This window comes from Nitrosomonas sp. Is79A3 (genome assembly GCF_000219585.1).
Lineage (GTDB): Bacteria > Pseudomonadota > Gammaproteobacteria > Burkholderiales > Nitrosomonadaceae > Nitrosomonas.
This window is the reverse complement of sequence record NC_015731.1, coordinates 877,663-900,450: the sequence shown is the minus strand read 5'-3', so window position 1 is coordinate 900,450 and position 22,788 is coordinate 877,663. Positions and strand designations below refer to the sequence as shown.

Below are 22,788 nucleotides of genomic sequence, written 5' to 3'. Positions count from 1 at the left end.
TGTAAATCAGGGGGCAATAAAAAATAATTGGTGTAATAAAGCAAGGGTGACAAGATAGAATCCAGTTTAATCACCCTCACTATTCTAGATAATCAATGCTGTTCTAAATCAATATCCATTCCCAATGAACGTATTTCTTTTACCAATACATTAAATGATTCCGGCATTCCTGCATCGATCTTATGATCACCCTTGACAATACTTTCATATACTTTGGTTCGTCCTGTGACATCATCCGATTTAACGGTTAACATTTCCTGCAGAGTATAGGCTGCACCATATGCTTCGAGTGCCCAAACTTCCATCTCACCAAAGCGCTGTCCGCCGAATTGTGCTTTACCACCCAATGGCTGTTGCGTTACCAAACTGTAGGGGCCAGTAGACCGCGCATGCATCTTATCATCCACCAGATGATGCAGTTTCAAAACATGCATATAACCAACTGTCACTTGCCGATCAAAAGCTTCTCCGGTTCGACCATCATATAATGTAATTTGACCAGATTTTGGCAGCCCAGCTAATTCCAGCATATCTTTAATCTCACCTTCAGTTGCTCCATCAAATACAGGGGTCGCAAAAGGAACACCTTCGGTTAAATTTCCAGCTAGTGATATTATTTCACTATCTGATAGCGAAGAAATGTCTTCCCTCTTACCGCTTCCGTTATAGATCTTGTCAAGAAATTCTCTGATTTCATTTGCATTCTGATGCACTTTCAACATCTCATCGATTTTCCTTCCGAGTCCTTTAGCGGCCCACCCCAAATGCACTTCAAGAATCTGCCCTACATTCATCCGAGAAGGAACCCCTAATGGATTTAGTACTACATCGACAGGCGTTCCATCAGCCATATAAGGCATATCTTCTAAAGGCACAATCTTAGAGATCACGCCTTTATTGCCATGACGTCCCGCCATTTTGTCACCTGGTTGTAAACGTCGTTTAACCGCAATATAAATTTTGACCATTTTCTGTACACCAGGTGCTAATTCATCACCTTGCGTTAGTTTTTTCTTTTTCTCTTCAAATGCGGCATCAAATGCTTTACGTTTCTGCGCCATACTTTCTCGCACTTGTTCCAGCTGTATACTTGCATCTTCATCAGCTAGCCGAATATCAAACCAGTAATGCGGATCAAAACTTTTCAGGTACTCAGCGCTTATTTCTTTTCCTTTGGCCAGCTTATTAGGTCCTCCTGTGGCAACCTTACCAATTAGCAAGCGTTCAAGACGTTCAAACGCATCCTCTTCCACAATACGCATTTGGTCCGCCAAGTCTTTTTTATAGCGATCAAGCTCATCATCAATAATCTTTTGCGCACGCTTATCACGCTCAATACCTTCACGCGTGAACACTTGTACGTCAATGACAGTCCCTGAGATCCCTGATGGTACTCGTAGTGAAGTATCCTTAACGTCTGATGCTTTTTCGCCAAAAATTGCCCGCAATAATTTTTCTTCTGGTGTTAACTGTGTTTCACCTTTTGGCGTGACTTTTCCAACCAATACATCACCCGCCTCAACTTCTGCTCCGATATAAACAATACCCGATTCATCAAGACGACCTAACTGATGTTCTGATAGATTTGGAATATCAGCAGTTATCTCTTCAGTACCAAGCTTAGTATCCCGGCTCACAACGGATAATTCTTCAATATGTATAGATGTAAAACGATCTTCGGCCACAACTCGCTCAGATATCAGAATCGAGTCCTCGAAGTTGTAGCCGTTCCATGGCATAAATGCCACGAGCATATTCTGGCCTAAAGCGAGTTCCCCCATATCAGTAGAAGCGCCATCTGCAATAACATCATCTTTTTCAATCCTATCTCCAATCTTTACCAGCGGGCGCTGATTAATATTGGTATTCTGATTAGAACGGGTATATTTGATAAGGTTATAAATATCAACACCCACTTCCCCCATTCTAGTCTCTGCATCATGCACTCGCACCACAATCCGGCCGGCATCAACATAGTCCACGATTCCACCACGTTTTGCCCGCACAGTAGTTCCCGAATGAACCGCTACAACCCGCTCAATTCCAGTCCCCACAAGCGATTTCTCAGCGCGCAAGCATGGAACCGCCTGGCGCTGCATATTTGAACCCATCAAAGCGCGGTTAGCGTCATCATGCTCTAAGAATGGTATCAGCGAAGCCGCCACTGAAACGATTTGGGCTGGTGCCACATCGACATATTCAATGCGCTCCGGTGCTGATAATGCGAATTCGTTCTTATAACGGCATGAAACAATTTCACTAATAAAACGATTGCTCTCATCAAGCTCAGCATTTGCCTGAGCAATCATATAGTTACCTTCTTCAATTGCTGACAAATAATCTATTTCATCAGTTACCTGACAATCTCTTACCTTACTATATGGCGTTTCAATGAACCCATACTCATTAGTTCGCGCAAACAGTGCCAACGAATTAATAAGACCAATATTGGGCCCTTCCGGAGTTTCAATTGGGCATACACGACCATAATGTGTTGGGTGCACATCGCGCACTTCAAATCCAGCTCTTTCGCGCGTCAATCCACCTGGTCCCAAAGCTGAAATACGACGCTTATGTGTTATCTCCGATAATGGGTTAGTTTGATCCATGAATTGAGATAATTGGCTCGATCCAAAGAATTCACGCGCCGCTGCTGATACAGGCTTAGCATTGATCAGATCATGCGGCATTAGATTATCCGATTCGGCTTGGCTTAAGCGTTCTTTCACAGCACGCTCGACACGCACCAGTCCAGATCTGAACTGATTCTCCGCCAATTCGCCTACAGAACGCACCCGTCGATTACCGAGATGATCAATATCATCAATTTCTCCGCGTCCATTGCGCAGTTCTACCAGAATTTTTATAACCGCAATAATATCTTCATTCGATAGGGTCTGAGATCCAGTCAATTCGGCTCTACCGACTCTGCGATTAAATTTCATTCTACCCACAACTGATAAATCATAGCGTTCTGGTGAATAGAACAAACCAGTAAACAATGCCTTAACTGATTCTTCAGTTGGAGGTTCGCCTGGTCGCATCATGCGATAAATAGCAACCTGAGCATTCACTTCATCGGTCGTTTCATCGATCTTTAGCGTTTGAGAAATAAAAGCACCATGATTAAGATCATTCACATAAAGTGTATTAATTTTTTTAATGTCGGCTTTACGAAACTTATCCAGTGTTTCTTCCGTAATTTCATCATTGGCTAGTGCAACTACTTCACCTGTTTCTTTATCAACAATGTTCTGCGCAAGTATTCTTCCAAGCAAGAAATCTTCAGGCACTTCCAATTGTTCAATCTTGGCTTCCTGCATTTCGCGTATATGTTTAGCTGTAATACGTTTATCTTTCTGGACAATAACTTTTTTCCCTTTGGCCAGAATATCAAAACTCGCTACCTCACCACGCATACGTTCAGGCACAAGTTCAAATTGAATACTTTTATCTAAAAAATAGAAACAATCAAATATAAAAAATTCTTTCAGAATCTGCTCTGGAGTACAACCTATTGCTTTTAACAGAGTAGTAACGGGCATTTTACGGCGGCGATCTATCCTGAAGTATAAGCAATCTTTTGGATCAAACTCAAAATCAAGCCATGAACCGCGATACGGAATAATACGAGCAGAAAATAATAACTTACCGGATGAGTGAGTTTTGCCCCGATCGTGTTCAAAGAATACTCCAGGCGATCGATGTAATTGTGAAACAATCACACGTTCAGTGCCATTGATAACAAAAGATCCAGTGTCAGTCATTAGAGGAATTTCACCCATATAGACTTCTTGTTCTTTAACTTCCTTCACAGTCGGTTTGGATATTTCTTTATCCATAATAGTGAGTCTGACTCTCGCACGCAAAGGCGATGCGTAAGTAAGTCCGCGTTGCTGACACTCTTTAACATCAAATACAGGTGATCCGAGTTCATAGCTGATAAAATCAAGGCGTGCATTTTTGGTGTGACTCTCAATTGGAAATATCGAGTTAAATGCTGCCTGCAATCCTTGATTTTGACGTTTATTGGGTGCCACTTTTTCCTGCAAGAAAGCCGCATATGATTCGAGCTGGGTAGCGAGAAGAAATGGAATTGGCAAAACGCTCGCACGTTTGGCAAAACTTTTACGTATACGTTTTTTCTCTGTGAACGAATAGCTCATGAATTTTCTCCGGAAGAAGAAGACAGAGGATTGAAGAGTTGAGACCAAATAACTATCAATTGTTAAGATACCAGCAATGACTCATCAAATGATCAAAATGCCAAAGGCTGGTAGCCCTAATATGCACACCAGCCCTATAATTTTAGTATTTTTTTTACTTAATTTCGCAAGTAGCGCCAGCTTCAAGCAATTGTTTCTGGATTGCAGCAGCATCTTCTTTGGACACGCCTTCCTTAACAGGTTTAGGCGCGCCATCAACCAAGTCTTTAGCTTCCTTCAAGCCTAAACCAGTCACTGCTCTTACTACTTTAATCACATTCACTTTACTATCACCGGCTGCTGTAAGAATCACAGTAAATTCAGTTTGTTCTGCTTCAGCAGGGGCACTTCCGCCACCCGGCGCAGCAACTGCAACGGCTGCAGTGGCTGCTGCAGATACACCAAACTTCTCTTCCATTTCTTTAATCAGTTTCGACAATTCAAGTACCGTCATATTTGAAATTGCATCTAAAATCTCATCTTTTGTAACAGCCATCATTTTCTCCTGGTAATTTTCTGTATTTAGCTATCGCTATTGTATTAAATATAAGTTTTAAGATTTATTTGCTATCACGTACCATGGCTAAACCACGTACAAATCGAGCTGGTACCTCATTCAGTGTTTGAACAAACTTGGCTATTGGCGCCTGCATTGTTCCCAGCAATCTCGACAACAGTTCATCTCGGCTTGGCAATGCAGCAAGCGCAGTAATCTCTTCACGCGACATTACATGCTCACCTATTGCGCCAACTTTGATCACAAATTTTTCATTATCTTTAGAAAATTCATGTAGCACTTTCGCTGCTGCTACAGGATCAGAACCTATACCATAGACAAGCGGACCAACCATATGTTTAGCTAGCTCAGCATAAGGCGTATCAGCAACTGCACGGCGAACTAATGAATTTTTTATGACACGAAAATAAATTCCTGATTCACGAGTTTTTGCTCGTAATTGTGTCATTTTTCCAACTTCCATCCCGCGATATTCCGCAATGATAATAGCTTGAGCGCCAGCTACTTGAGCGCTAACTTCGGCTACTATAGCTTTTTTCTCTTCAATATTAAGACTCAAGGTTCATTCTCCATCAGTAAAAATAGTATTTGGTATAAATAACCAACTAATAAATTGCTCTCTTCCAAATACTACAAACTGGCGACCTTAAACCAGGAAAAACTCCCGTTCTGGGTTCACCATCTACACTGGGTACTCAACAGAAATTAAAAAAGAATTATCCAAAAATTCTTAGATCAAATTCATTACTATCAAGTTTTTAAGTATCATCCAGTAAAGTATTACTTATTTACTTTTTGCTTACCCCAGTGATCTTTGACAATCCACTCCAATACAACACTATTTATGTATTCAGTGGCCCACAAAGTTCTTTTGTTGCTACGTTATGCTAGTTTGATCTATTCGAACGCCAATGCCCATTGTGCTTGAAACAGATACTTTTCTCAGATATACACCTTTTGACGCGGCTGGTTTAGATTTATTAAGCGCATCAATCAGCGCCATCAAATTTTGTTTTAATGCATCCACCTCAAATGATGCTCGCCCAATTGTACAATGTATAATTCCACTTTTATCCGCCCTAAATTGTACTTGCCCGGCTTTTGCATTCTTTACAGCGCCAGCAATATCAACAGTTACTGTACCAACTTTCGGATTTGGCATTAAACTGCGCGGACCAAGAATCTGACCCAATTGACCGACAATGCGCATAGCATCCGGGCTTGCAATTGCCACATCAAAGTTTATGTTGCCAGCTTTAATATCAGCTGCCAAATCATCAAACCCCACAATATCAGCACCTGCTTCTTGAGCTTCTTTAGCCTTATCGCCTTGTGCAAACACTGCAACACGTACTGTTTTCCCTGTACCAGCCGGCAAAACCACTGATCCACGAACTGCCTGATCTGATTTCTTTGCATCAATACCTAAATTAACCGCCACATCAATAGATTCATTAAATTTAGCTGTTGCAGCTTCTTTAACAAGCCCCAGTGCCTCATCAATCTGATATGCCTTATTACGATCAACTTTTTCTGCTATAGCTTTGTAGCGATTTGATGAACGTCCCATTTTATATACCCTCTACTTCTATACCCATACTTCTTGCACTGCCTGCAATAGTACGTACAGCCGCATCCAAATTTGCTGCAGTTAGATCTGGCATCTTTGTTTTTGCAATTTCTTCCGCCTGACTGCGACTTAGTTTTCCTACCTTGTCCAAATGTGGCCGAGGACTTCCTTTACCAACTCCAGCAGCCTTCTTGATTAGTACAGATGCCGGTGTCGTTTTCATTACAAATGTAAAACTTTTATCAGCATATGCAGTAATTATTACTGGCACTGGCAATCCAGGTTCAATTTTCTGCGTAGCCGCGTTAAACGCTTTACAAAATTCCATGATATTTAACTGACGCTGACCTAATGCTGGTCCAATTGGAGGGCTCGGATTTGCCTTACCAGCTGGTACTTGTAACTTGATATAACCGATTATTTTCTTTGCCACTGCGCTCTCCTACTGGGTGCAAACGAGCAATTACTTACTCTCCCCGATTCTAAACGATTTAAAAAACAACACACAAACACATGCTCAAACGCTAATTGACTTCATATTTTCTGTAAATATCCGGTTAGGATTTCTCTACTTGATTAAAATCCAATTCAACTGGTGTTGGCCGTCCGAATATAGAAACTGAAACTCTGAGCTTACTCTTATCGTAGTTAACATCTTCTACATTGCCATGAAAGTCTGTGAATGGCCCATCTTTAACACGCACAGCTTCCCCTACTTCAAAAAGAATTTTTGGTTTCGGTTTTTCCACACCTTCCTGAATCTGATGAAGTATATTATCTACTTCCTTCTGACTTATCGGTGTAGGTTTCATAGCTGAACCACCGACAAATCCTGTCACTTTGTCTGTATTCTTGACCAGGTGCCAAGAATCATCAGACATTTCCATTTCGACTAAAACATAACCAGGAAAAAACTTTCGCTCACTAATATTCTTTTGGCCACTTTTCATTTCTATTACTTCTTCTACTGGCACCAGGATTTGACCAAATTTGTCCTCCATACCAGCTCGTTCAATACGTTCCTTTAGTGCCCTTTGCACACTCTTCTCATACCCTGAATAAGCATGAACTACATACCATTTCTTACTCATTCTTTCCTCTGAGAAATTTGATCAAGCATCTTGATTCATCATAAGCTTTACAAGGGACATCAAAGCGGAATCAATAAACCACAAAAATAAAGCCATGGCAATAACAAATGCAAATACCACTCCTGATGTTTGAACTGTTTCCTTACGACTTGGCCAGACTACTTTTTTTGTTTCCTCTTTAGATTCCTTACAAAACACATAGAATTCTTGACCTTGGGCTGTAAATCTTGCAGTAATTATCGCCAACAGGAATCCAACTAGTATAGACAACACGCGCACAACCATTGCGCTTTCACTTAAGTAAATGAATCCCACAACACCTGCCACTATAAATGCAAAGACAAGTCCAAGCTTTAATTTATTCACGTTTATCTAACCCTTTATACCTTAATTATGGTATTTCATGCACTAATCAATTCTAATATTTTAAATTTCTATATAACTTTTCTAACACCCTTAAATTCAACTATCTGTCAAAATTTAATTTCTCTCAATAATCACAATATAAATCGCTCTTTCTATCTCTTTAAAAATCAGAATAATAGATCACTTCGGTTTCGAGAAAACTTGCCTATTTGATTGATCATTGCTGCAAACAAACAAAAAAGTGTTTTACTTTTTTCTCTTTTATATCAAATATGTAATTCTATTCCAATTATTTTGGCAGGCCAGGAGGGCATCGAACCCCCAACCTTCGGTTTTGGAGACCGACGCTCTGCCAATTGAGCTACTGGCCTTTTATTCGCAACTTCTCTAACGCTAACAAACATTGAAACAATACAATTCCACTCTTTCTATACAAAATAAAAAATTATTCAATTATTTTAGCAACGACACCGGCACCAACAGTTCTTCCACCTTCGCGTATAGCAAAACGCAATCCATCTTCCATCGCTATCGGCGCTATTAAATTCACTGTCACTGACACATTATCCCCAGGCATTACCATCTCAGTTCCCGCCGGTAATTCAATTGCCCCTGTAACGTCCGTTGTACGGAAATAAAATTGCGGACGATATCCGGGGAAAAACGGCGTATGCCTTCCACCTTCTTCTTTGCTCAACACATAAATCTCAGCCGTGAATTTAGTATGCGGTGATATGCTACTTGGCTTTGCCAAAACTTGACCTCGTTCTACTTCTTCACGTTTCGTACCACGTAACAATATTCCAACATTGTCACCTGCCTGACCTTGGTCCAGCAGTTTACGGAACATTTCAACACCTGTACATACAGTCTTCAGTGTGGGCTTAAGACCAACAATTTCGATTTCTTCCCCGACTTTGATGACACCTCTCTCCACTCGTCCAGTCACTACCGTTCCACGACCTGAGATCGAGAAAACGTCTTCAACCGGCATAAGAAAGGCACCATCGATTGCACGTTCGGGTTGTGGAATATAGCTATCTAATGCTTCTGCCAGTTTCAGGATGGAGGCTTCACCTATTTCACTTTGATCGCCTTCCAGTGCCTTTAGAGCGGATCCAACAATGATTGGCGTGTCATCTCCAGGAAAGTCGTACTTCGACAACAATTCCCTTATTTCCATTTCCACTAACTCAATTAATTCCGCATCATCCACCATGTCGGCTTTATTCATGTATACGATGATGTACGGTACGCCTACTTGGCGTGCTAATAGTATATGCTCACGCGTTTGCGGCATCGGGCCATCCGCTGCTGACACCACCAGTATCGCTCCGTCCATTTGCGCTGCACCAGTAATCATGTTTTTCACATAATCCGCATGCCCAGGACAATCTACGTGGGCATAATGGCGATTAGCTGTCTCATACTCCACATGTGCCGTATTGATTGTAATTCCGCGCGCACGTTCCTCTGGCGCTGAGTCAATTTGCGCGTAGCTCTTCGCTTCACCACCAAATTTCTTTGTCAATATCGTCGTAATCGCCGCCGTCAGCGTCGTCTTTCCATGATCGACATGTCCTATCGTACCTACATTTACGTGTGGCTTCGACCGCTCAAATTTACTTTTTGCCATGAATTGTGTCCCCTTTGCGTGCTTTAACCATACCATTCCTCATACAACCACAACCTATGGAGCCCATGGCCAGAATTGAACTGGCGACCTCTCCCTTACCAAGGGAGTGCTCTACCACTGAGCTACATGGGCAAGCATATACAAAAACCAAAAAACTCTCAGATCCATTACTACGCTACTCTGGAGCGGGTGAAGGGAATCGAACCCTCATCGTAAGCTTGGAAGGCTTCTGCTCTACCATTGAGCTACACCCGCGCTATATTCATACTTCTATCGAGAGATGCTCTCCCATCAAACAACAAAAAGCAGCCTACCGCAGCATCTTCCTATGTCATTCTGCATTACCATAATTGGTGGAGGGGGAAGGATTCGAACCTTCGAAGGCAGAGCCGTCAGATTTACAGTCTGATCCCTTTGACCGCTCGGGAACCCCTCCGAACGAAACCAGTGATTATGAATACATTAAGGCCATAAGTCAATCTAGTTTTAACTTGTACAGCACCTCCCGCTAATTCAAACAACATTTGCTGCAAAATAAAATTTATGAATTTTTTGCGAAATCTATGTTTTGAGGCAAAGCGAAACCATCTGACTCAAGTCAATTTTTAAAATTGGCTACTTTTCCCTGGAAAACACCCCTCGAACATACTTTACCCCGGTTGGCGTATTAAGACGAATCATTAAAGACTGGTACGGTTGGTTTTATTCCAAAGGCAATGGATTTATACAAAGTCTCCCAGTCCGGAAGGAAGTAATGGAGGAATAATCCACGTACTTTCTCCCAGAAGTATTTATTACGCTTTGCATTTTGTTTTGCCCGTTGAAGCAAGAGACAACAATGCTGCTGTACCTGATCGACCAAAAACGCCAGCATCATCAAACAGGCAAAGACAGTGGATAAATACCGGTAACCGTGGCCGAAGTTATGTTCGAAGTGGTAGCCTTGTGTTTTCAGGGTATTAAAAGTTTCATTCTCGATTTTCCAGCGTGCGCGCCCGGCGCGCATGAGTTGCATCAGACTCTCAGGCGTGATCGTAATGTCTGTTACCCAGGAAAAATGTTGGGTTTCGCCTGAAGGGTGATATTCCCGGTATTCCAGAAAGTTGACCTCAAGTTCAAAGTTGGCGTCGTTTAAAGGAGCGCCATTGAGGTAACGGAAACTGTGTCTGATACCATTGCCGTCGATAAATTCATCAGTTTTTACTCCCTGGACGGTATTCACCCAGTCAAACAGAAATTGATGGTCGGTTTGTTTGGCGCCGAGGATAAAGTGCAGGTTCAGTTTTTGAAGCAGACGAATATGCGGCGCATTGGAAGCCAGACCATCTTCGATCACAATGAGTTTCATATGCGGATGTTCACGCCTGAGTGCGTTTAACAATCGCACTGCTGCAGTGCGTTCACAGTCGTTTTTGCTATACCCGTCTTGTTGCATGATCGGCTCCGGCGCCAACGGGAATACCTCGGCTTGATCCGGGTGAACCAGCACGGCACTGAGCATCTGGTGATAGTATGTCACACGACCGTCACCGTGATGTTTCTGGCAGCATTGTTCACAATGCACTGGTGAAGAAGAAAAATAGCCCGTTCCATCAATGGATAAAAGATAATAACCATCCAGGTATTCAAATCCCTCCAACCCTTTGCCACGCTGAAGCACGTGCAGTATGCGCCTAAATGACCGGCGCAAAAGCTCAGGGGAGACATTATCCAGTCGTTCCCGTAAATAAGTATCCGATGGCGCGCGGTCAATGCCATACAAGGATTTCAAATTAGCCCGAACCAAATCATCTTCCCTGCCTTGGTCAAATTGCAATAATGAAGGATACTTTAAGCTAAAAACCGCAAATCCCGACATCAAACAATCGCTCAATGGGAATACTTTGCCGTTTCCATTGTCTTCTATCCTTTCAAAACAGGCGCGAACTTCCTTGATTAAACCGGGCGCGCTTAAATACCGGCGAAAGGCATATTTCGGCATAATACTCACCTATCACTTTAATTTATGCTCCCATAATATTGTAATTTAGTTAAAAGTTCACGAAAACTTATTTTTAAAGACCGCTGAATCGCTTTATTTTCCTTGTGTCTGTGTATGAGCGGGAATAGCTGTAACTTGTAAGGCTGGATACAAAAAATGGTCATTAGTTTGATCACATAAGGGCAAGGTACTGATAATCAGATAAGATCATTTCTGATTTGGTTAAACCATATTAAATCAGCAGTTTGATCGGTCGATTGAATCAATGATAATCTAGTGATTTATTATTTCTGTAGTCTGCTGCTCCTTTGGTATGGGAAATATACTCGGGGTTCCCTTACTTCTGTTTACCAATTACAGGTGAAATAAATAAAGCGGGTAATGGTCTATTTGAATGTTTCTTGTGTATTCCTTTTTTATTTAATACATTTGAATCATCCTTTACATTTTTTACATCAGAACCTGTAGAAACATATGGCTGGGTAAATAGCGGGTCTACCATTTTTTCTGAACGCCTTGTATTTCGAAGTTTAGAGATCACTTCTTTTTTAAAGTGATCGGCTGTACTATTATTTTTCACAAAAAGCTCTTTCTTTATTTGCTGAGGTAAAGTATTACTTTTTAATTTCGAGTTCAGAATTGATGTGGCATTATCTGAAAGCGATGGATTCTTATTTCTTAACTCAAATCCTTCTATTTGCTCGATCCTAACTTTAATTCCTAATACCCTCTCTATATCAATCAATAGTTTTTTTTCTTCCTGACTTACTAAAGAAATTGCGAATCCTTTGGTTCCAGCTCGGCCTGTTCGTCCAATTCGATGAACATAATCTTCAGGGTTATTGGGTAATTCAAAATTAATTACATGCGTTAATTCTTCTATATCAAGACCACGTGCAGCAACATCAGTTGCAACAAGTACCGGAATCAAACTTTGTTTAAAATTAGTCAAGGCTTGAGTACGTTGGAGCTGATTTCTATCTCCGTGTATTGCTGCACTCGATATCCCGCTGTGATTCAACCATTTTGTTAAATGATCCGCACCTTGTTTAGTTCTTGTAAAAACCAATACTTGATGTAATTTCTGTCGTTTAATCAAAGAAATTAATAATTCCTGCTTTCTTGTAGTGTCCACTGGATGAACAACATGTGTAATTAGTTCACTCACAGAATTTTGTTTTGCAACCTCAATCAAGACCGGATTTTTTAAGATTTTGCTTGCAAGTTTCTTGATTTCTTCTGAGAAAGTAGCTGAAAACATCAGATTCTGGCGTTTCTCGGGTAGTAGTTGAATAATCTGTTTTATATCAGGCATAAATCCCATATCTAACATTCTATCTGCTTCATCTAAAATGAATATTTCTATTTTAGATAAACCCAAAGTCTTTTGTTGTAGGTGATCCAATAAACGACCTGGTGTTGCTACTAGAATTTCTATTCCAGAACGAACGGCATTGATCTGTGCATCGATGTTGACTCCACCATAAATTACTGTTGATCTTAGCGGCAAATACTTTCCATACGTTTTGACACTTTCATGCACTTGTACAGCAAGTTCTCTAGTTGGAACTAAAATTAAGGCGCGAATTGGGTGTTTAGCCGGTGACATGCTAGTATTTGCATAAATTTCAAGTCTTCGCAACATAGGAAGGGTGAAACTTGCTGTTTTACCTGTGCCTGTCTGAGCACCGCCCATTACATCGTTGCCATCAAGTATTATTGGAATAGCTTGTTCTTGAATTGGGGTTGGTTTCGTATACCCCTGATCAGAGATAGCACGCATTAAATCGGTTGATAAACCGAGTTGCTCAAATAACATATTTTTACTACTCCTAAATTACTTGCTTAATTTGATTGTAATTTTCATAATTGAAGTTATTTAGTATAAGACTCGCGCGTGACACAGTTTATGTGCAATTCCAATAAACAAAAGAACCCGCACAAAGTATATTGTGCGGGTTCTTCATAACCACTCGATCAATTTCATTCAGGATATGAGTATCCTTGGAATAATAATACGATTCATAATAGCTTATAACAACTACTCCTCATCCTCGTCATCCTCGTCACCCTGAGCTTCAGCTTCTACTTCACTCGCCGCATCCTCATCTTCATCTTCGCCTTCTTCGTCTGCGCCACTATCCTCTTCTTTCTGCAGTACCATCTTACCAGCCGCTAAGCTCGCATTCAGGTCTGTCTTTGCAACCTCTTCATGCACCAGATTCTGATGACAATCTATACAGGTCGCTCCTTCCGTCTTTAGCTTCTTGTGCGCTTCCTGTGCATCTGCTCCAGGTGGATTTGGGTTCTTGTGACAGTCGCGACAGGTTATACTGTCCCATTTCTTCAGGTTCATGCGCGCATCATGCGCCATAATCAAACGACGTTCATTGAACTTCTCTAGCGTCGAATAATCATTCATCAGTTCCAAATATAATTCCCTGGCTCCATCTACCGCATGGGAATATACCGCTAAATGAAAGTTCTTGAATCCCTGCGGTATATGACAGTCTTTACAACTGGGATTTACTCCCAGTGCTCCATAGTGCGTCGATTCCCTTAGTTCCTTCTGCGTATAGGTCATCGAGTGACAGCTGGTACAGAACTCTTCCGTTGAGAGTGCCGCTTCTCCTCCAAATACAACCGCTACCAGTACTATCCCCAGTAACCCCCCTGTCAGTAGCGTGCCTATCGCGCCTTTTTGTATGCCTGTCATTACTCTTTTCCTTTACCTTTTTTATCCCCTGTCTTTTCCTTAGCATTCGCCTGGAATTCGTCGTGATACTTGAATTTGGGCTCTCCTGCGAAGGTACCGTCAAGCTTATAATGCTCATGCATCGCTTTCACATCTTTGACCATTTTGTCAAAGTCAAAGGTGTATTTCGGGTCTACAGCCGGTGTGAATGGGGTGTAAGGTGCTTTCGCGCCTTTCCAAGGTGAGCCTTCATAGTTCAAGTGACAGGCAGCACATGCTTCTTCAAAGTGAAAGTCTTGGCCTTTGTCAGCAACTACTTTGCGTTGCATTGCGGTTCCTTTACTTTCAAATACTTGCCCTGCTTTACGGTGATCTCCCCGGTAACTCTTTCCAGGTCCATGGCAGGATTCACAGCCAACCGCTGCAAGTGGTTTCTTCGGTGTATCTATCGTATATCCACCTTTCTTGCCAAATCCATCTACGTGGCAACCTACACAGTCTTTGTCTTGCGTGTAGTCTTTTTCCGGATCCAGTTTGGCTTTAACTTTGGCTTCTTTACGTGTACCAGGCTTCAGCGATTCCATCGCTTTCGCATGTGCCGTGTCTTTCCATGATTTGGCTTGCGATTTGTGGCAGGAGCTGCATTTGCTGCGTCCTTCAAAGGTGTCTGCTATTGCCGCACCGCTAAAAAATGCGATCATTGCCAAAACAGCAAGTATGTAAGCTATTGGGTGTTTCATCCTTCCTCCTTATGCTTTTTTTAATTCAAGTTTTTATGCCGCGTATTGTACGCTATCATCAGATTGTGTAAATGACTATGTGTTCGCTTTGTATTTTTTTGGTTCTTCAGTTGTCTCTTTTTACTTGCAGTCTCACTTAGCTTTTGTGCCTTATTCTTCTTAAGGTATTTTGTAAACCCAGTAACCGCCTTGTTGATATATCAGTTGTGCCACGTCCAATTCCACTGGCGCTTTCTTGTCTACAAAGGGCAGCATTCTTGCTAATAACGTTTCACTACTGGCTTTATCACTCAGAAAGAATGCTCTGATTTCATTATCCGATACGGATTGTAGTGTGTAGGTATCAAAACCATTTTGCTTGAGTTGCATTTTCATTTGATTGATCATGCCGTGCATGTTGCCTGTCATGGGGAAGTTCTGATATGCAACACCCATTTTTTCCGGGTACATGATTCCTAGTCTGTATAGGTCAGTGACGTGTACGATTACATACGCTTCCCGGTTTGAACCAATCAGTTCGCGCAGTTGCTTGATACCTTCTTCTGCGGGGGCTGCCAGTGCTTGACTGAAGCGTTCAAATTGTTCCCGTTCCTTTGGGTTGGCTTTGCTTCCCCAGAATTGGTTTTCATAGGCTTGAATGGCTTTACTTTGTTCTAACCAGGTTACCGGTATCATCAGTGGCTCGTTCAGATGATTGGTAAAAAGCGTGTCGTGTCCGGTAAGCAGTTTGATTTGCCGAGAGGTGTCCCACCAGGAGAGTATCAGGGCGTCTTTCGGTGCGTGCTTGCTGATCGCTGCTGCCAGTGCACTGAGTTCCGATGGCTTTCTGTCAAAATTGTACAGTATTTCATTCGTACTGTTCTTCCAGTAGATCAGTACCGGCGGCCCTTCATTTTGTCTCGCAACGATGAATTCAGCAATCGGTTTGTCTACTCCGTCCGCTTGTACTTTGTATTGACCTAGCTTTAGCTCCGGCCAATCATCCAGGTTCATTTGGGAGAATCGTTTATTGTCACCTTCCGCAATCAGTTGATATTGGTAGGGGGCAGGCGGCAGTTTAAACCAAAGATAAGCAAACCAGCCCAATAAAACCAAACCTCCCGTCACCAGGAGTATACCTAATGACGGGAGTAGTTTGTCTCCCGATCGCGCTACCTGGGCGGTAGTGCGATCGGTTGCGTTAGTGCTTGTCAAGCTTCGCTTTGCTTACGTTTGCGCCAGCCTGCTAAGGCCAGTGTTCCGGCCAGCAGCATGCCACCACCTAAACCGCCCAGCGAGATCTTCTCTGCTGTGCCGTCTAAGTCCAGTAAGCTGGTTTTCTTGGATTCAAGATTCTTAACACGTTCTTGCAGTGCAACCATTTCACGGATGCGGGTGTTTTCGTCTTGAATTTCAACATAAGCACGGTTTATTGGACCCCAGCCTTCGGTGTAGGTCCAGCCACCTGGATTAACGTGGGCTAAGCCTACGTGCATCTTCGCTAAGTCATTTTCATGCATTTCTAGTACTTTCAGCTCAATTGCTGCCGGACTGTTGCCTTTAGACCAGAATAGCTGTGCAAAATATGCATAGCCTTCTTTCTCTGGCGCTGGCGGTGCAGAACGGTTGGTTTTTTGACCTGTCAATAAACCTTCCTTGTACAGTTGATGAACAATGCCATTCGCTTCTTGGTATTTAGCCAGTCCTGCCAACGTACCTTTGTCCATCAATTCCAGGTAGGAGCGAGCAAAACGTTCTGAGTGACATTGGGTACAGGTGACAACCCATGAGTCCAAGCGAGCTGACGACCATTCACTGTTGATGTTCTCTGCAATGCCTGGAACAAATGGATAGTTCGCCCAACGGATCTTTCTAACCATGTTGTGGGCATACTCACCTTCGTATTCCATGTGACAGCCTGCACAGGTTGGTGCATTCTGACCACCCTTGGCATACGCGTCTTTCAATTGCACGTCCCAGTTCCATTGGTTACCCAACATCGACACCATCTTGCCGTGCTTGGACATTGAGTAAGCTTCCCAGTTGTTGTGGTCTACACCACTGTGGCAGGTTGCGCAGGCTTCTGGCTTGCGTGATTCTGCCGCTGAGAATTCATGGCGGGTATGACAGGAGTCGCATTTGTTTTGGTTGGTGTGACACATCGAGCAGCCTTCGGCTACTTCACGTTGTGGCATTGCCGCCCAAACTGTGGTTTCTACGTTTGCTTTGTAGTCCAGGGCGTGTGATGGACGTCCATCCGGCCATTGGCCTGCTGGCCAAATCATCGTATCACGTTCCGATTCACGTTCTGCAAATTCTTGCAGGTGACAGGTGCCGCATACGTCTGCCGTCGGCATCTTCAGGTCTTTGGCGTGGTCCGCTTTCTTCTTCGCACCAACTTCTACGTGGCAGTCAATACAACCGACTTCTTTCAGTTGCTCGCCTTCCGCCAGTTTGCCCATCGAACGCAGGTTCTTCTCTACATCTTCCAGTTTCCCTTTCTTGTAAAAAGTAGGGTCGCTTGGCTTCAGGTTGCGGATCTTGTCCAGGTTCGCATGGCTGCTGCGCTTCCAGGCTTGTACCCATACCGGCGATTCGTCAGTGTGGCATTCTACGCATTCCTTACGGCTCGCTACGTCTTTGTTCGATGTAGGTGCTTTGTAAAAGGTCGCCGGGTCCAGATAGATTCCATACGGTATCGGTTCCCAGTATTGCGCCAACGTTCCAGGACCCGCTCCTTGCGCAGGATCCTTGTAACGCTTCACCAGCGCTTCGTATAATTCCTTTGGACTCGTCTTCTCACGGTCCAGCTTCAGTGCTTCATATAATTCATTCGGAACTGTCGGTATGTTCGCTTGTGCCACTCCTATCAGCAGCCCTCCCAACATTACCGTAACTATCCTCAGCCATAGCTTGGCAACCATCTCTCTCTCCTTTGTTTTTCCAAAATTTTTGCCTTCTCTTGCTCTCGTCCTACTCTCTTCTTCTTATTATTATCTACACCGCAGCTTCTTTTCCTACCGCTTCTTCTTACCCTTTACTCTTGTCCTTCCTTACTCGCTTTCTCCTGACACAAGCAGCTTTCAATAGACTACTTACTCAAATACTAGCTGTCAAGGCTTTTGAACTAAGTTTATTTAAGATAGTTAACGATTCACTTTTTATTCTTTTTATGCTTTTCAATGTTTTTTTGATCGGCTAACTCATTATTTTAATTGCAGCAGCTAATCGGCTTTTATAACGTGCGGCTTTATTCTTATGGATGATGCCCTTGTCGGCAATTGAATCAACAGTGCTTAAAGAACTATTAAATGCATTTTGAGCTATTTCTTTATCCCCTGATCCTATCGCTTTCCGCACAAATTTAATCGCAGTACGCAACTTTGATCGCAAACTTACATTGTACTCTCTTCGTTTAACTGCTTGTCTTGCTCGCTTTCTTGCTTGTGCACTATTTGCCATAGCCTACTTTAACCCTTAAAAGGAAAAAAGATACCATACTACTTTTTTTTTGAACATATTGCAATAAGCTATTTACTTCGAGTAGTGATGTCTGCTACCGGTTAAACACTCCTTCCCTATATACCCTCGCTACCGGATTTTTCCGAAGTACTCATTAATCCTTTTTTTTAAAACTTGGCGGTTTGCAATAAAAACTCGATGGAAACTCCGCACTGCGCTGCTTATTTCTAATAACATCTCCCCCTTCATTTACACAAATCATAATAGCTTTATCCAATATGGGAAAATACTCGTTAGATCCCGGTTGTGCCGAAGTTGGTGGTACTCTTTCTTTTATCCTAGCACATAGTTCGTGTTCATCTGGTTTTGAAATGTTATCTTGCATAGCAGGCAATGGGCAGAGGCCACAAGGATCTCCCGGACACAAGCACCCCTTACAACTTGCAAGTGCTGATGTTGCAAACATAATCAGCGACAAACCACAAATAATAATTACACTTACTTTCAGCAATAGTGCCACTGGCGACATATACATTCTAGTTCCTTATATTAGTAGTCAAATAATGTTCACAGACAGCAATGAACAAGAACTTACGCTTTTTGGTATACTGATTTTACAATATCATAAGATACAATAGAGCAGGACTGAGGAACATTGTATAGGTTGCTTACATCAGCATTTTAATAGATAGGCTATGAGCTTATCTAACTTTTTCCAATAACAAGGTTTTATTTACAAAAAACACGGTGTAGAACTTAAGTACGCCACATTGCAGTGATGCATTGGTTCGCTGAATCATATGCTCATAGAATTCTGAGTTTGCTCGTTCTTTGCCACATGGGTACACCATAGATAATTATAAATTAATGACTTAAATGGTAACTATGAAAATTAACTCCAATTTTAGAAAATACAATCTCACCATTTTATTTATTAGAACTTGTTTCATTCTTTCACTAAATGTCTTATTTCTGCCTTTTGTGTATGCAGAAAATATTGAGGCTCTTCAAAAGAATGCCAGTATTGCCTACGACAAAATGATGCAAGCTAAACAATCAGCGGATACTTTAAATAAGGATGCTGTTTTTGCCGAGAAGACATTGGCTGCAATTAAACAGAAATTAACCACAGCCGAGCGAGAAGCTGAAACTGCTAGGAAAAAATCAGAACAGGCTAAGATTTCAATGGAGCAGGCAATTAATCAATGGAAGCAAGCTTCTGATGCGCTAGCTAATGAATGGGGAAAATCTGAAAGAAAATAATCAGGGTTAATTCCGCTTCAAGAAAAGTATCATTTTGACATGCGGAATACCGGTTTCCCGGAATTCTTCTCCAGATACCTTAAATCCAAATTTTTCGTAGAATTTAACAGCGCTCGTTTGTGCATTGAGCATTACTATTTGTTTATGCCGGCTGTTCAATTCTTCCAGTATCTTTTGCAACATGGCGCTGCCATATCCATTACCCCGCCATTCTTTTAATACCGCCATCCTTCCGATATGACCATCCGGCAATAATCTTGCAGTCCCCACGGGCAATCCATCAAAATTGCGTGCTAACACGTGAGTACTAATTGCATCAAACTCATCCCATTCCATCGCTTCAGGAACTTGCTGCTCATTTATAAAAACTTCGGTTCGGATGGCACGCAAAGTGAGTGCCTCATCTTCCCAACTCACGATATGTACCGAATGAGAGTAGCACATGATTACTGCTTGCAGTCGTTTAGTTACAGAAATTGCCAATGCCCATTATTTGAATGGATGTCGCAACAGGATAGTATCTTCTCTATCTGGTCCTGTAGATATCATATCGATGGGTATTTCACAAACTTCTTCCAAACGTTTCAGGTAATTCTGCGCGGCTTTTGGCAGTTGATCAAACTCTTTAATTCCGGCTGTATTTTCTGACCATCCGGGTATTTCTTCGTAGATCGGTTCACAACAATCCAGATCATCAGCACCAATCGGCAATATATTGCTATTATTACCATCGCTCAGTTTATACCCTACCCCGAGATTAAGAATTTCTACACCATCCAATACATCTAGTTTAGTAATACATAACCCTGTTACGCCGTTTATTTGAATCGAGCGCTTTAACGCAACCGCATCAAACCAACCACAGCGGCGAGGGCGTCCTGTTGTCGAACCAAACTCATGTCCGCGTGTGGCGAGATGCTTACCTACTTCGTCGTCCAGTTCAGTTGGGAATGGGCCAGAACCAACGCGTGTTGTGTATGCTTTGGTAATACCCAGCACATAATGTAACATTTGCGGCCCAACCCCACTGCCCGGGGCTGCTGCGCCAGCCACACAGTTACTGGAGGTAACAAATGGGTATGTGCCATGATCAATATCCAATAACGCACCCTGGGCACCTTCAAATAAAAGATTATCTCCTGCGTTATGCGCATCAAATAAAAGTTGGGGAATATCGGCAACCATCGGTTTAATCCGCTCAGCTTGTACCAGAGCGTCATCCATTGTTTTTTGAAAATCAACAACAGATGCATGAAAATAATTTTTCAGCACAAAATTGTGATAATCCAGAATTTCACCTAACTTCGCAGCAAAGCGATCGCGATGAAATAAATCTTGCAAACGGATTGCGCGTCGTGCGACTTTATCTTCGTAAGCTGGGCCGATGCCGCGCCCTGTGGTGCCAATCTTCCCTATGCCTCTGGCTGTTTCACGCGCATTATCCAGTGCGACGTGACAGGGTAAAATTAGCGGACAGGCTGCGCTAATTCGCAAGCGCCTGCTTACATTGACACCATTATGTTGAAGCATATCAATTTCATTGAGCAGTGCTTCTGGAGAAATCACCACACCATTTCCAATGTAACAAATAACACTGTCACGTAAAATGCCAGAAGGAATCAAATGCAATACGGTTTTTTTATTGCCTATGACCAGAGTATGACCCGCATTATGTCCACCCTGAAAACGTACCACGCCTTGTGCATGATCAGTTAACCAGTCAACCACCTTGCCCTTTCCTTCATCACCCCATTGTGTACCAATGACTACTACATTTTTAGTCATATCCCCAATCTCTAAAAGACTTTGTTTCTAAATTATTAAATTTCTTCAACAATCCATTGCCCATTATGCAATACTAATTGCCTGTCGCAATCTAAGGATTCGCTCTTTTGTTCCGATAATTCAATCACAACGATTTGCCCTTCTCTACGTAGTTGCTGGATCATATTTTCCAGTTCTTTATTTTTCTTATGGAAAGGCGCACGTATTCCTTTGGGATATGCTTGCGGCTTAACCAATCTGGATAGCTCTCTGAGATCCATACTAAAACCAGTAGCCGGTCGTGCGCGCCCGAAAGCTTTTCCTATTTCGTCATAACGTCCGCCTAAGCCAATAGCGTTTGAACAACCATTCGCATAAGCAGCGAAGACCATTCCGGTATGATAGTGATACCCACGCAAATCCGCCAAATCAAAGGCAATCTCATCTACAATCGGCTTCAGTTCCTCTTCAACTATACTAAGCTCATTCAATGCTATTCTAATCTCAGGATAATCCGGCAATCGTTTTATAGCATCTGCCAGAATCTTCTTGTCACCATATAGCTGAGGCAATAACATCAATGCTTCACGTGTATGTCTTTGCAACTTTGTACACAATTCCTTTAATGTTGAAACATCTTTTGCTTGCAGAACCGCGAACAATTCGATTTCCAGTTCACGAGATATACCTGCACCTTTAATTAAACCTCGGAAAACTGCAACATGACCAAGATCCAAATGTATTTTATTTACACCTGAAACAGACAAACATTGCAACATGAGCCGCTGAACCTCCAGATCACTTTCCAATCCTGAGTGGCCATAAAGTTCTGCGCCAGCTTGTAATGGTTCTCGAGTTTGTGTTATCCCTGAAGGCACGGTATGCAATACGCTATTGGCATAACATAAACGAGTTATACCGTCAGAATTCAATAAATGTCCATCAATTCTTGCAACTTGCGGGGTCATGTCGGCCCGTAGACCCATCATACGTCCACTGAGCTGATCTATCACCTTGAACATATGCAAATCCATGTCGCTGCCACTTCCGGACAGCAACGACTCTACATACTCTAACAAAGGCGGTATTACTTGCTGATACCCGTGCACAAATAACAAGTCAATAATTTGACGGCGCATTACTTCTATATGCAATGCTTCTACAGGTAATATATCCTCGACATATTCTGGAAGGAGCCAATTTTGCATGTTTATGATCGACAAATTATCAACGAGAAGAGTAAAGAAAATAATGTCAGCTAACGATAAGTAGCAGCATTAGCCCGACCAACATTGATGTCAGACCAATAAAACGTATCTGATGATCATTAATCTCAATCATTTTTTTAAATGCTTCTCTCCAAGTCTGGGGAGATAGAAATGGTAGTATTCCTTCTAGAATTAACATCAATGCAATTGCAATCAGAAAAGTTTCCCACATATTAATTCAGTTCCTGCTCAATCAGGCTTTCATTATTTTTTATGAAATAGTGTAAAAATTAAGAGGTTCTGTTTTAATC

21 protein-coding genes and 4 tRNA genes are annotated in these 22,788 nt (G+C 42.3%); 1 reads left to right on the top strand and 24 read right to left on the bottom strand.

The annotated features are described in order from the left end of the window. Positions 1-92: 92 nt before the first annotated feature. The 20 genes from rpoB to NIT79A3_RS03970 form a co-directional block, all read right to left on the bottom strand. A complete protein-coding gene (gene rpoB, locus NIT79A3_RS04065) occupies positions 93-4,166 on the bottom strand; it encodes a DNA-directed RNA polymerase subunit beta (protein WP_013964993.1) in 4,074 nt (1,357 codons plus the stop codon). 154 nt (positions 4,167-4,320) lie between these two features. Continuing rightward, positions 4,321-4,701 (bottom strand): 50S ribosomal protein L7/L12, encoded by a 381-nt coding sequence (rplL, locus tag NIT79A3_RS04060; protein WP_013964992.1) that lies wholly within the window; start codon positions 4,699-4,701, stop codon positions 4,321-4,323. Between the two features lie 64 nt (positions 4,702-4,765). Then, complete coding sequence (rplJ, locus tag NIT79A3_RS04055; protein WP_013964991.1) at positions 4,766-5,281, bottom strand: 50S ribosomal protein L10; 516 nt, start codon at positions 5,279-5,281, stop codon at positions 4,766-4,768. 318 nt (positions 5,282-5,599) lie between these two features. Further along, complete coding sequence (rplA, locus tag NIT79A3_RS04050; RefSeq protein WP_013964990.1) at positions 5,600-6,292, bottom strand: 50S ribosomal protein L1; 693 nt, start codon at positions 6,290-6,292, stop codon at positions 5,600-5,602. 1 nt (position 6,293) lies between these two features. Beyond that, a complete protein-coding gene (gene rplK, locus NIT79A3_RS04045; RefSeq protein WP_013964989.1) occupies positions 6,294-6,725 on the bottom strand; it encodes a 50S ribosomal protein L11 in 432 nt (143 codons plus the stop codon). 124 nt (positions 6,726-6,849) lie between these two features. After that, entirely contained in the window at positions 6,850-7,383 is a 534-nt protein-coding gene (gene nusG, locus NIT79A3_RS04040) for a transcription termination/antitermination protein NusG (protein ID WP_013964988.1), read from the bottom strand. 21 nt (positions 7,384-7,404) lie between these two features. Continuing rightward, the gene (secE, locus tag NIT79A3_RS04035; RefSeq protein ID WP_013964987.1) at positions 7,405-7,749 is read right to left on the bottom strand and encodes a preprotein translocase subunit SecE; all 345 of its coding nucleotides are present in this window, start codon (positions 7,747-7,749) and stop codon (positions 7,405-7,407) included. A 295-nt stretch (positions 7,750-8,044) separates the two neighbouring features. Continuing rightward, positions 8,045-8,120 (bottom strand) — tRNA-Trp (locus NIT79A3_RS04030). Between the two features lie 74 nt (positions 8,121-8,194). Beyond that, on the bottom strand, positions 8,195-9,385 hold the full coding sequence (gene tuf, locus NIT79A3_RS04025) for an elongation factor Tu (RefSeq protein ID WP_013964986.1): 1,191 nt from the start codon (positions 9,383-9,385) through the stop codon (positions 8,195-8,197). A gap of 57 nt (positions 9,386-9,442) precedes the next feature. Next, positions 9,443-9,517: transfer RNA gene (locus NIT79A3_RS04020), tRNA-Thr, on the bottom strand. Between the two features lie 49 nt (positions 9,518-9,566). Continuing rightward, positions 9,567-9,640, bottom strand: a tRNA-Gly gene (locus tag NIT79A3_RS04015). A gap of 96 nt (positions 9,641-9,736) precedes the next feature. Beyond that, positions 9,737-9,821, bottom strand: a tRNA-Tyr gene (locus NIT79A3_RS04010). A gap of 231 nt (positions 9,822-10,052) precedes the next feature. Next, positions 10,053-11,366: a hypothetical protein gene (locus NIT79A3_RS04005; RefSeq protein ID WP_013964985.1), complete on the bottom strand. Its 1,314-nt coding sequence runs from the start codon at positions 11,364-11,366 to the stop codon at positions 10,053-10,055. A gap of 337 nt (positions 11,367-11,703) precedes the next feature. Continuing rightward, positions 11,704-13,185 (bottom strand): DEAD/DEAH box helicase, encoded by a 1,482-nt coding sequence (locus NIT79A3_RS04000; protein WP_013964984.1) that lies wholly within the window; start codon positions 13,183-13,185, stop codon positions 11,704-11,706. Between the two features lie 222 nt (positions 13,186-13,407). After that, entirely contained in the window at positions 13,408-14,082 is a 675-nt protein-coding gene (locus tag NIT79A3_RS03995; protein WP_013964983.1) for a NapC/NirT family cytochrome c, read from the bottom strand. Next, the gene (gene cycA / locus NIT79A3_RS03990) at positions 14,082-14,801 is read right to left on the bottom strand and encodes a cytochrome c-550 CycA (protein ID WP_013964982.1); all 720 of its coding nucleotides are present in this window, start codon (positions 14,799-14,801) and stop codon (positions 14,082-14,084) included. Before cycA ends, NIT79A3_RS03995 begins: the two co-directional genes overlap by 1 nt. A 159-nt stretch (positions 14,802-14,960) precedes the next feature. Next, positions 14,961-15,995: a hydroxylamine oxidation protein HaoB gene (gene haoB, locus NIT79A3_RS03985; protein WP_013964981.1), complete on the bottom strand. Its 1,035-nt coding sequence runs from the start codon at positions 15,993-15,995 to the stop codon at positions 14,961-14,963. Then, entirely contained in the window at positions 15,992-17,704 is a 1,713-nt protein-coding gene (locus tag NIT79A3_RS03980; protein ID WP_013964980.1) for a multiheme c-type cytochrome, read from the bottom strand. Before NIT79A3_RS03980 ends, haoB begins: the two co-directional genes overlap by 4 nt. A gap of 274 nt (positions 17,705-17,978) precedes the next feature. Then, positions 17,979-18,242: a 30S ribosomal protein S20 gene (gene rpsT, locus NIT79A3_RS03975; RefSeq protein ID WP_013964979.1), complete on the bottom strand. Its 264-nt coding sequence runs from the start codon at positions 18,240-18,242 to the stop codon at positions 17,979-17,981. A gap of 154 nt (positions 18,243-18,396) precedes the next feature. Next, entirely contained in the window at positions 18,397-18,777 is a 381-nt protein-coding gene (locus tag NIT79A3_RS03970) for a hypothetical protein (protein WP_013964978.1), read from the bottom strand. Between the two features lie 350 nt (positions 18,778-19,127). Between NIT79A3_RS03970 and NIT79A3_RS03965 the strand changes: the two genes are divergently transcribed. After that, positions 19,128-19,505, top strand: coding sequence for a hypothetical protein (locus tag NIT79A3_RS03965; protein WP_156797008.1), 378 nt, complete (start codon positions 19,128-19,130; stop codon positions 19,503-19,505). A 6-nt stretch (positions 19,506-19,511) separates the two neighbouring features. On the opposite strand, the gene NIT79A3_RS03960 is transcribed toward NIT79A3_RS03965, so the two are convergent. Genes NIT79A3_RS03960 through NIT79A3_RS03945 form a run of 4 tightly spaced genes read right to left on the bottom strand, consistent with a single transcriptional unit; the run spans position 19,512 to position 22,709 of the window. Beyond that, positions 19,512-19,949 (bottom strand): GNAT family N-acetyltransferase, encoded by a 438-nt coding sequence (locus NIT79A3_RS03960; protein ID WP_013964976.1) that lies wholly within the window; start codon positions 19,947-19,949, stop codon positions 19,512-19,514. Between the two features lie 45 nt (positions 19,950-19,994). Next, the gene (locus NIT79A3_RS03955; protein WP_013964975.1) at positions 19,995-21,290 is read right to left on the bottom strand and encodes an adenylosuccinate synthase; all 1,296 of its coding nucleotides are present in this window, start codon (positions 21,288-21,290) and stop codon (positions 19,995-19,997) included. 35 nt (positions 21,291-21,325) lie between these two features. Beyond that, positions 21,326-22,477, bottom strand: a complete 1,152-nt coding sequence (locus tag NIT79A3_RS03950) for an ATP phosphoribosyltransferase regulatory subunit (protein ID WP_013964974.1) — start codon at positions 22,475-22,477, stop codon at positions 21,326-21,328. A 46-nt stretch (positions 22,478-22,523) separates the two neighbouring features. Beyond that, the gene (locus NIT79A3_RS03945; RefSeq protein ID WP_013964973.1) at positions 22,524-22,709 is read right to left on the bottom strand and encodes a DUF2065 domain-containing protein; all 186 of its coding nucleotides are present in this window, start codon (positions 22,707-22,709) and stop codon (positions 22,524-22,526) included. Positions 22,710-22,788: the final 79 nt, after the last annotated feature.

What these genes read in the sequence shown, in the direction of transcription:
- rpoB (WP_013964993.1), bottom strand. Translation starts at nt 4,166, where the DNA reads ATGAGCTATTCGTTCACAGAGAAAAAACGTATACGTAAAAGTTTTGCC.
- rplL (WP_013964992.1), bottom strand. Translation starts at nt 4,701, where the DNA reads ATGGCTGTTACAAAAGATGAGATTTTAGATGCAATTTCAAATATGACG.
- rplA (WP_013964990.1), bottom strand. Translation starts at nt 6,292, where the DNA reads ATGGGACGTTCATCAAATCGCTACAAAGCTATAGCAGAAAAAGTTGAT.
- nusG (WP_013964988.1), bottom strand. Translation starts at nt 7,383, where the DNA reads ATGAGTAAGAAATGGTATGTAGTTCATGCTTATTCAGGGTATGAGAAG.
- tuf (WP_013964986.1), bottom strand. Translation starts at nt 9,385, where the DNA reads ATGGCAAAAAGTAAATTTGAGCGGTCGAAGCCACACGTAAATGTAGGT.
- NIT79A3_RS04005 (WP_013964985.1), bottom strand. Translation starts at nt 11,366, where the DNA reads ATGCCGAAATATGCCTTTCGCCGGTATTTAAGCGCGCCCGGTTTAATC.
- NIT79A3_RS04000 (WP_013964984.1), bottom strand. Translation starts at nt 13,185, where the DNA reads ATGTTATTTGAGCAACTCGGTTTATCAACCGATTTAATGCGTGCTATC.
- NIT79A3_RS03995 (WP_013964983.1), bottom strand. Translation starts at nt 14,082, where the DNA reads ATGACAGGCATACAAAAAGGCGCGATAGGCACGCTACTGACAGGGGGG.
- cycA (WP_013964982.1), bottom strand. Translation starts at nt 14,801, where the DNA reads ATGAAACACCCAATAGCTTACATACTTGCTGTTTTGGCAATGATCGCA.
- NIT79A3_RS03980 (WP_013964980.1), bottom strand. Translation starts at nt 17,704, where the DNA reads ATGGTTGCCAAGCTATGGCTGAGGATAGTTACGGTAATGTTGGGAGGG.
- rpsT (WP_013964979.1), bottom strand. Translation starts at nt 18,242, where the DNA reads ATGGCAAATAGTGCACAAGCAAGAAAGCGAGCAAGACAAGCAGTTAAA.
- NIT79A3_RS03970 (WP_013964978.1), bottom strand. Translation starts at nt 18,777, where the DNA reads ATGTATATGTCGCCAGTGGCACTATTGCTGAAAGTAAGTGTAATTATT.
- NIT79A3_RS03965 (WP_156797008.1), top strand. Translation starts at nt 19,128, where the DNA reads ATGAAAATTAACTCCAATTTTAGAAAATACAATCTCACCATTTTATTT.
- NIT79A3_RS03960 (WP_013964976.1), bottom strand. Translation starts at nt 19,949, where the DNA reads ATGTGCTACTCTCATTCGGTACATATCGTGAGTTGGGAAGATGAGGCA.
- NIT79A3_RS03955 (WP_013964975.1), bottom strand. Translation starts at nt 21,290, where the DNA reads ATGACTAAAAATGTAGTAGTCATTGGTACACAATGGGGTGATGAAGGA.
- NIT79A3_RS03950 (WP_013964974.1), bottom strand. Translation starts at nt 22,477, where the DNA reads ATGCAAAATTGGCTCCTTCCAGAATATGTCGAGGATATATTACCTGTA.
- NIT79A3_RS03945 (WP_013964973.1), bottom strand. Translation starts at nt 22,709, where the DNA reads ATGTGGGAAACTTTTCTGATTGCAATTGCATTGATGTTAATTCTAGAA.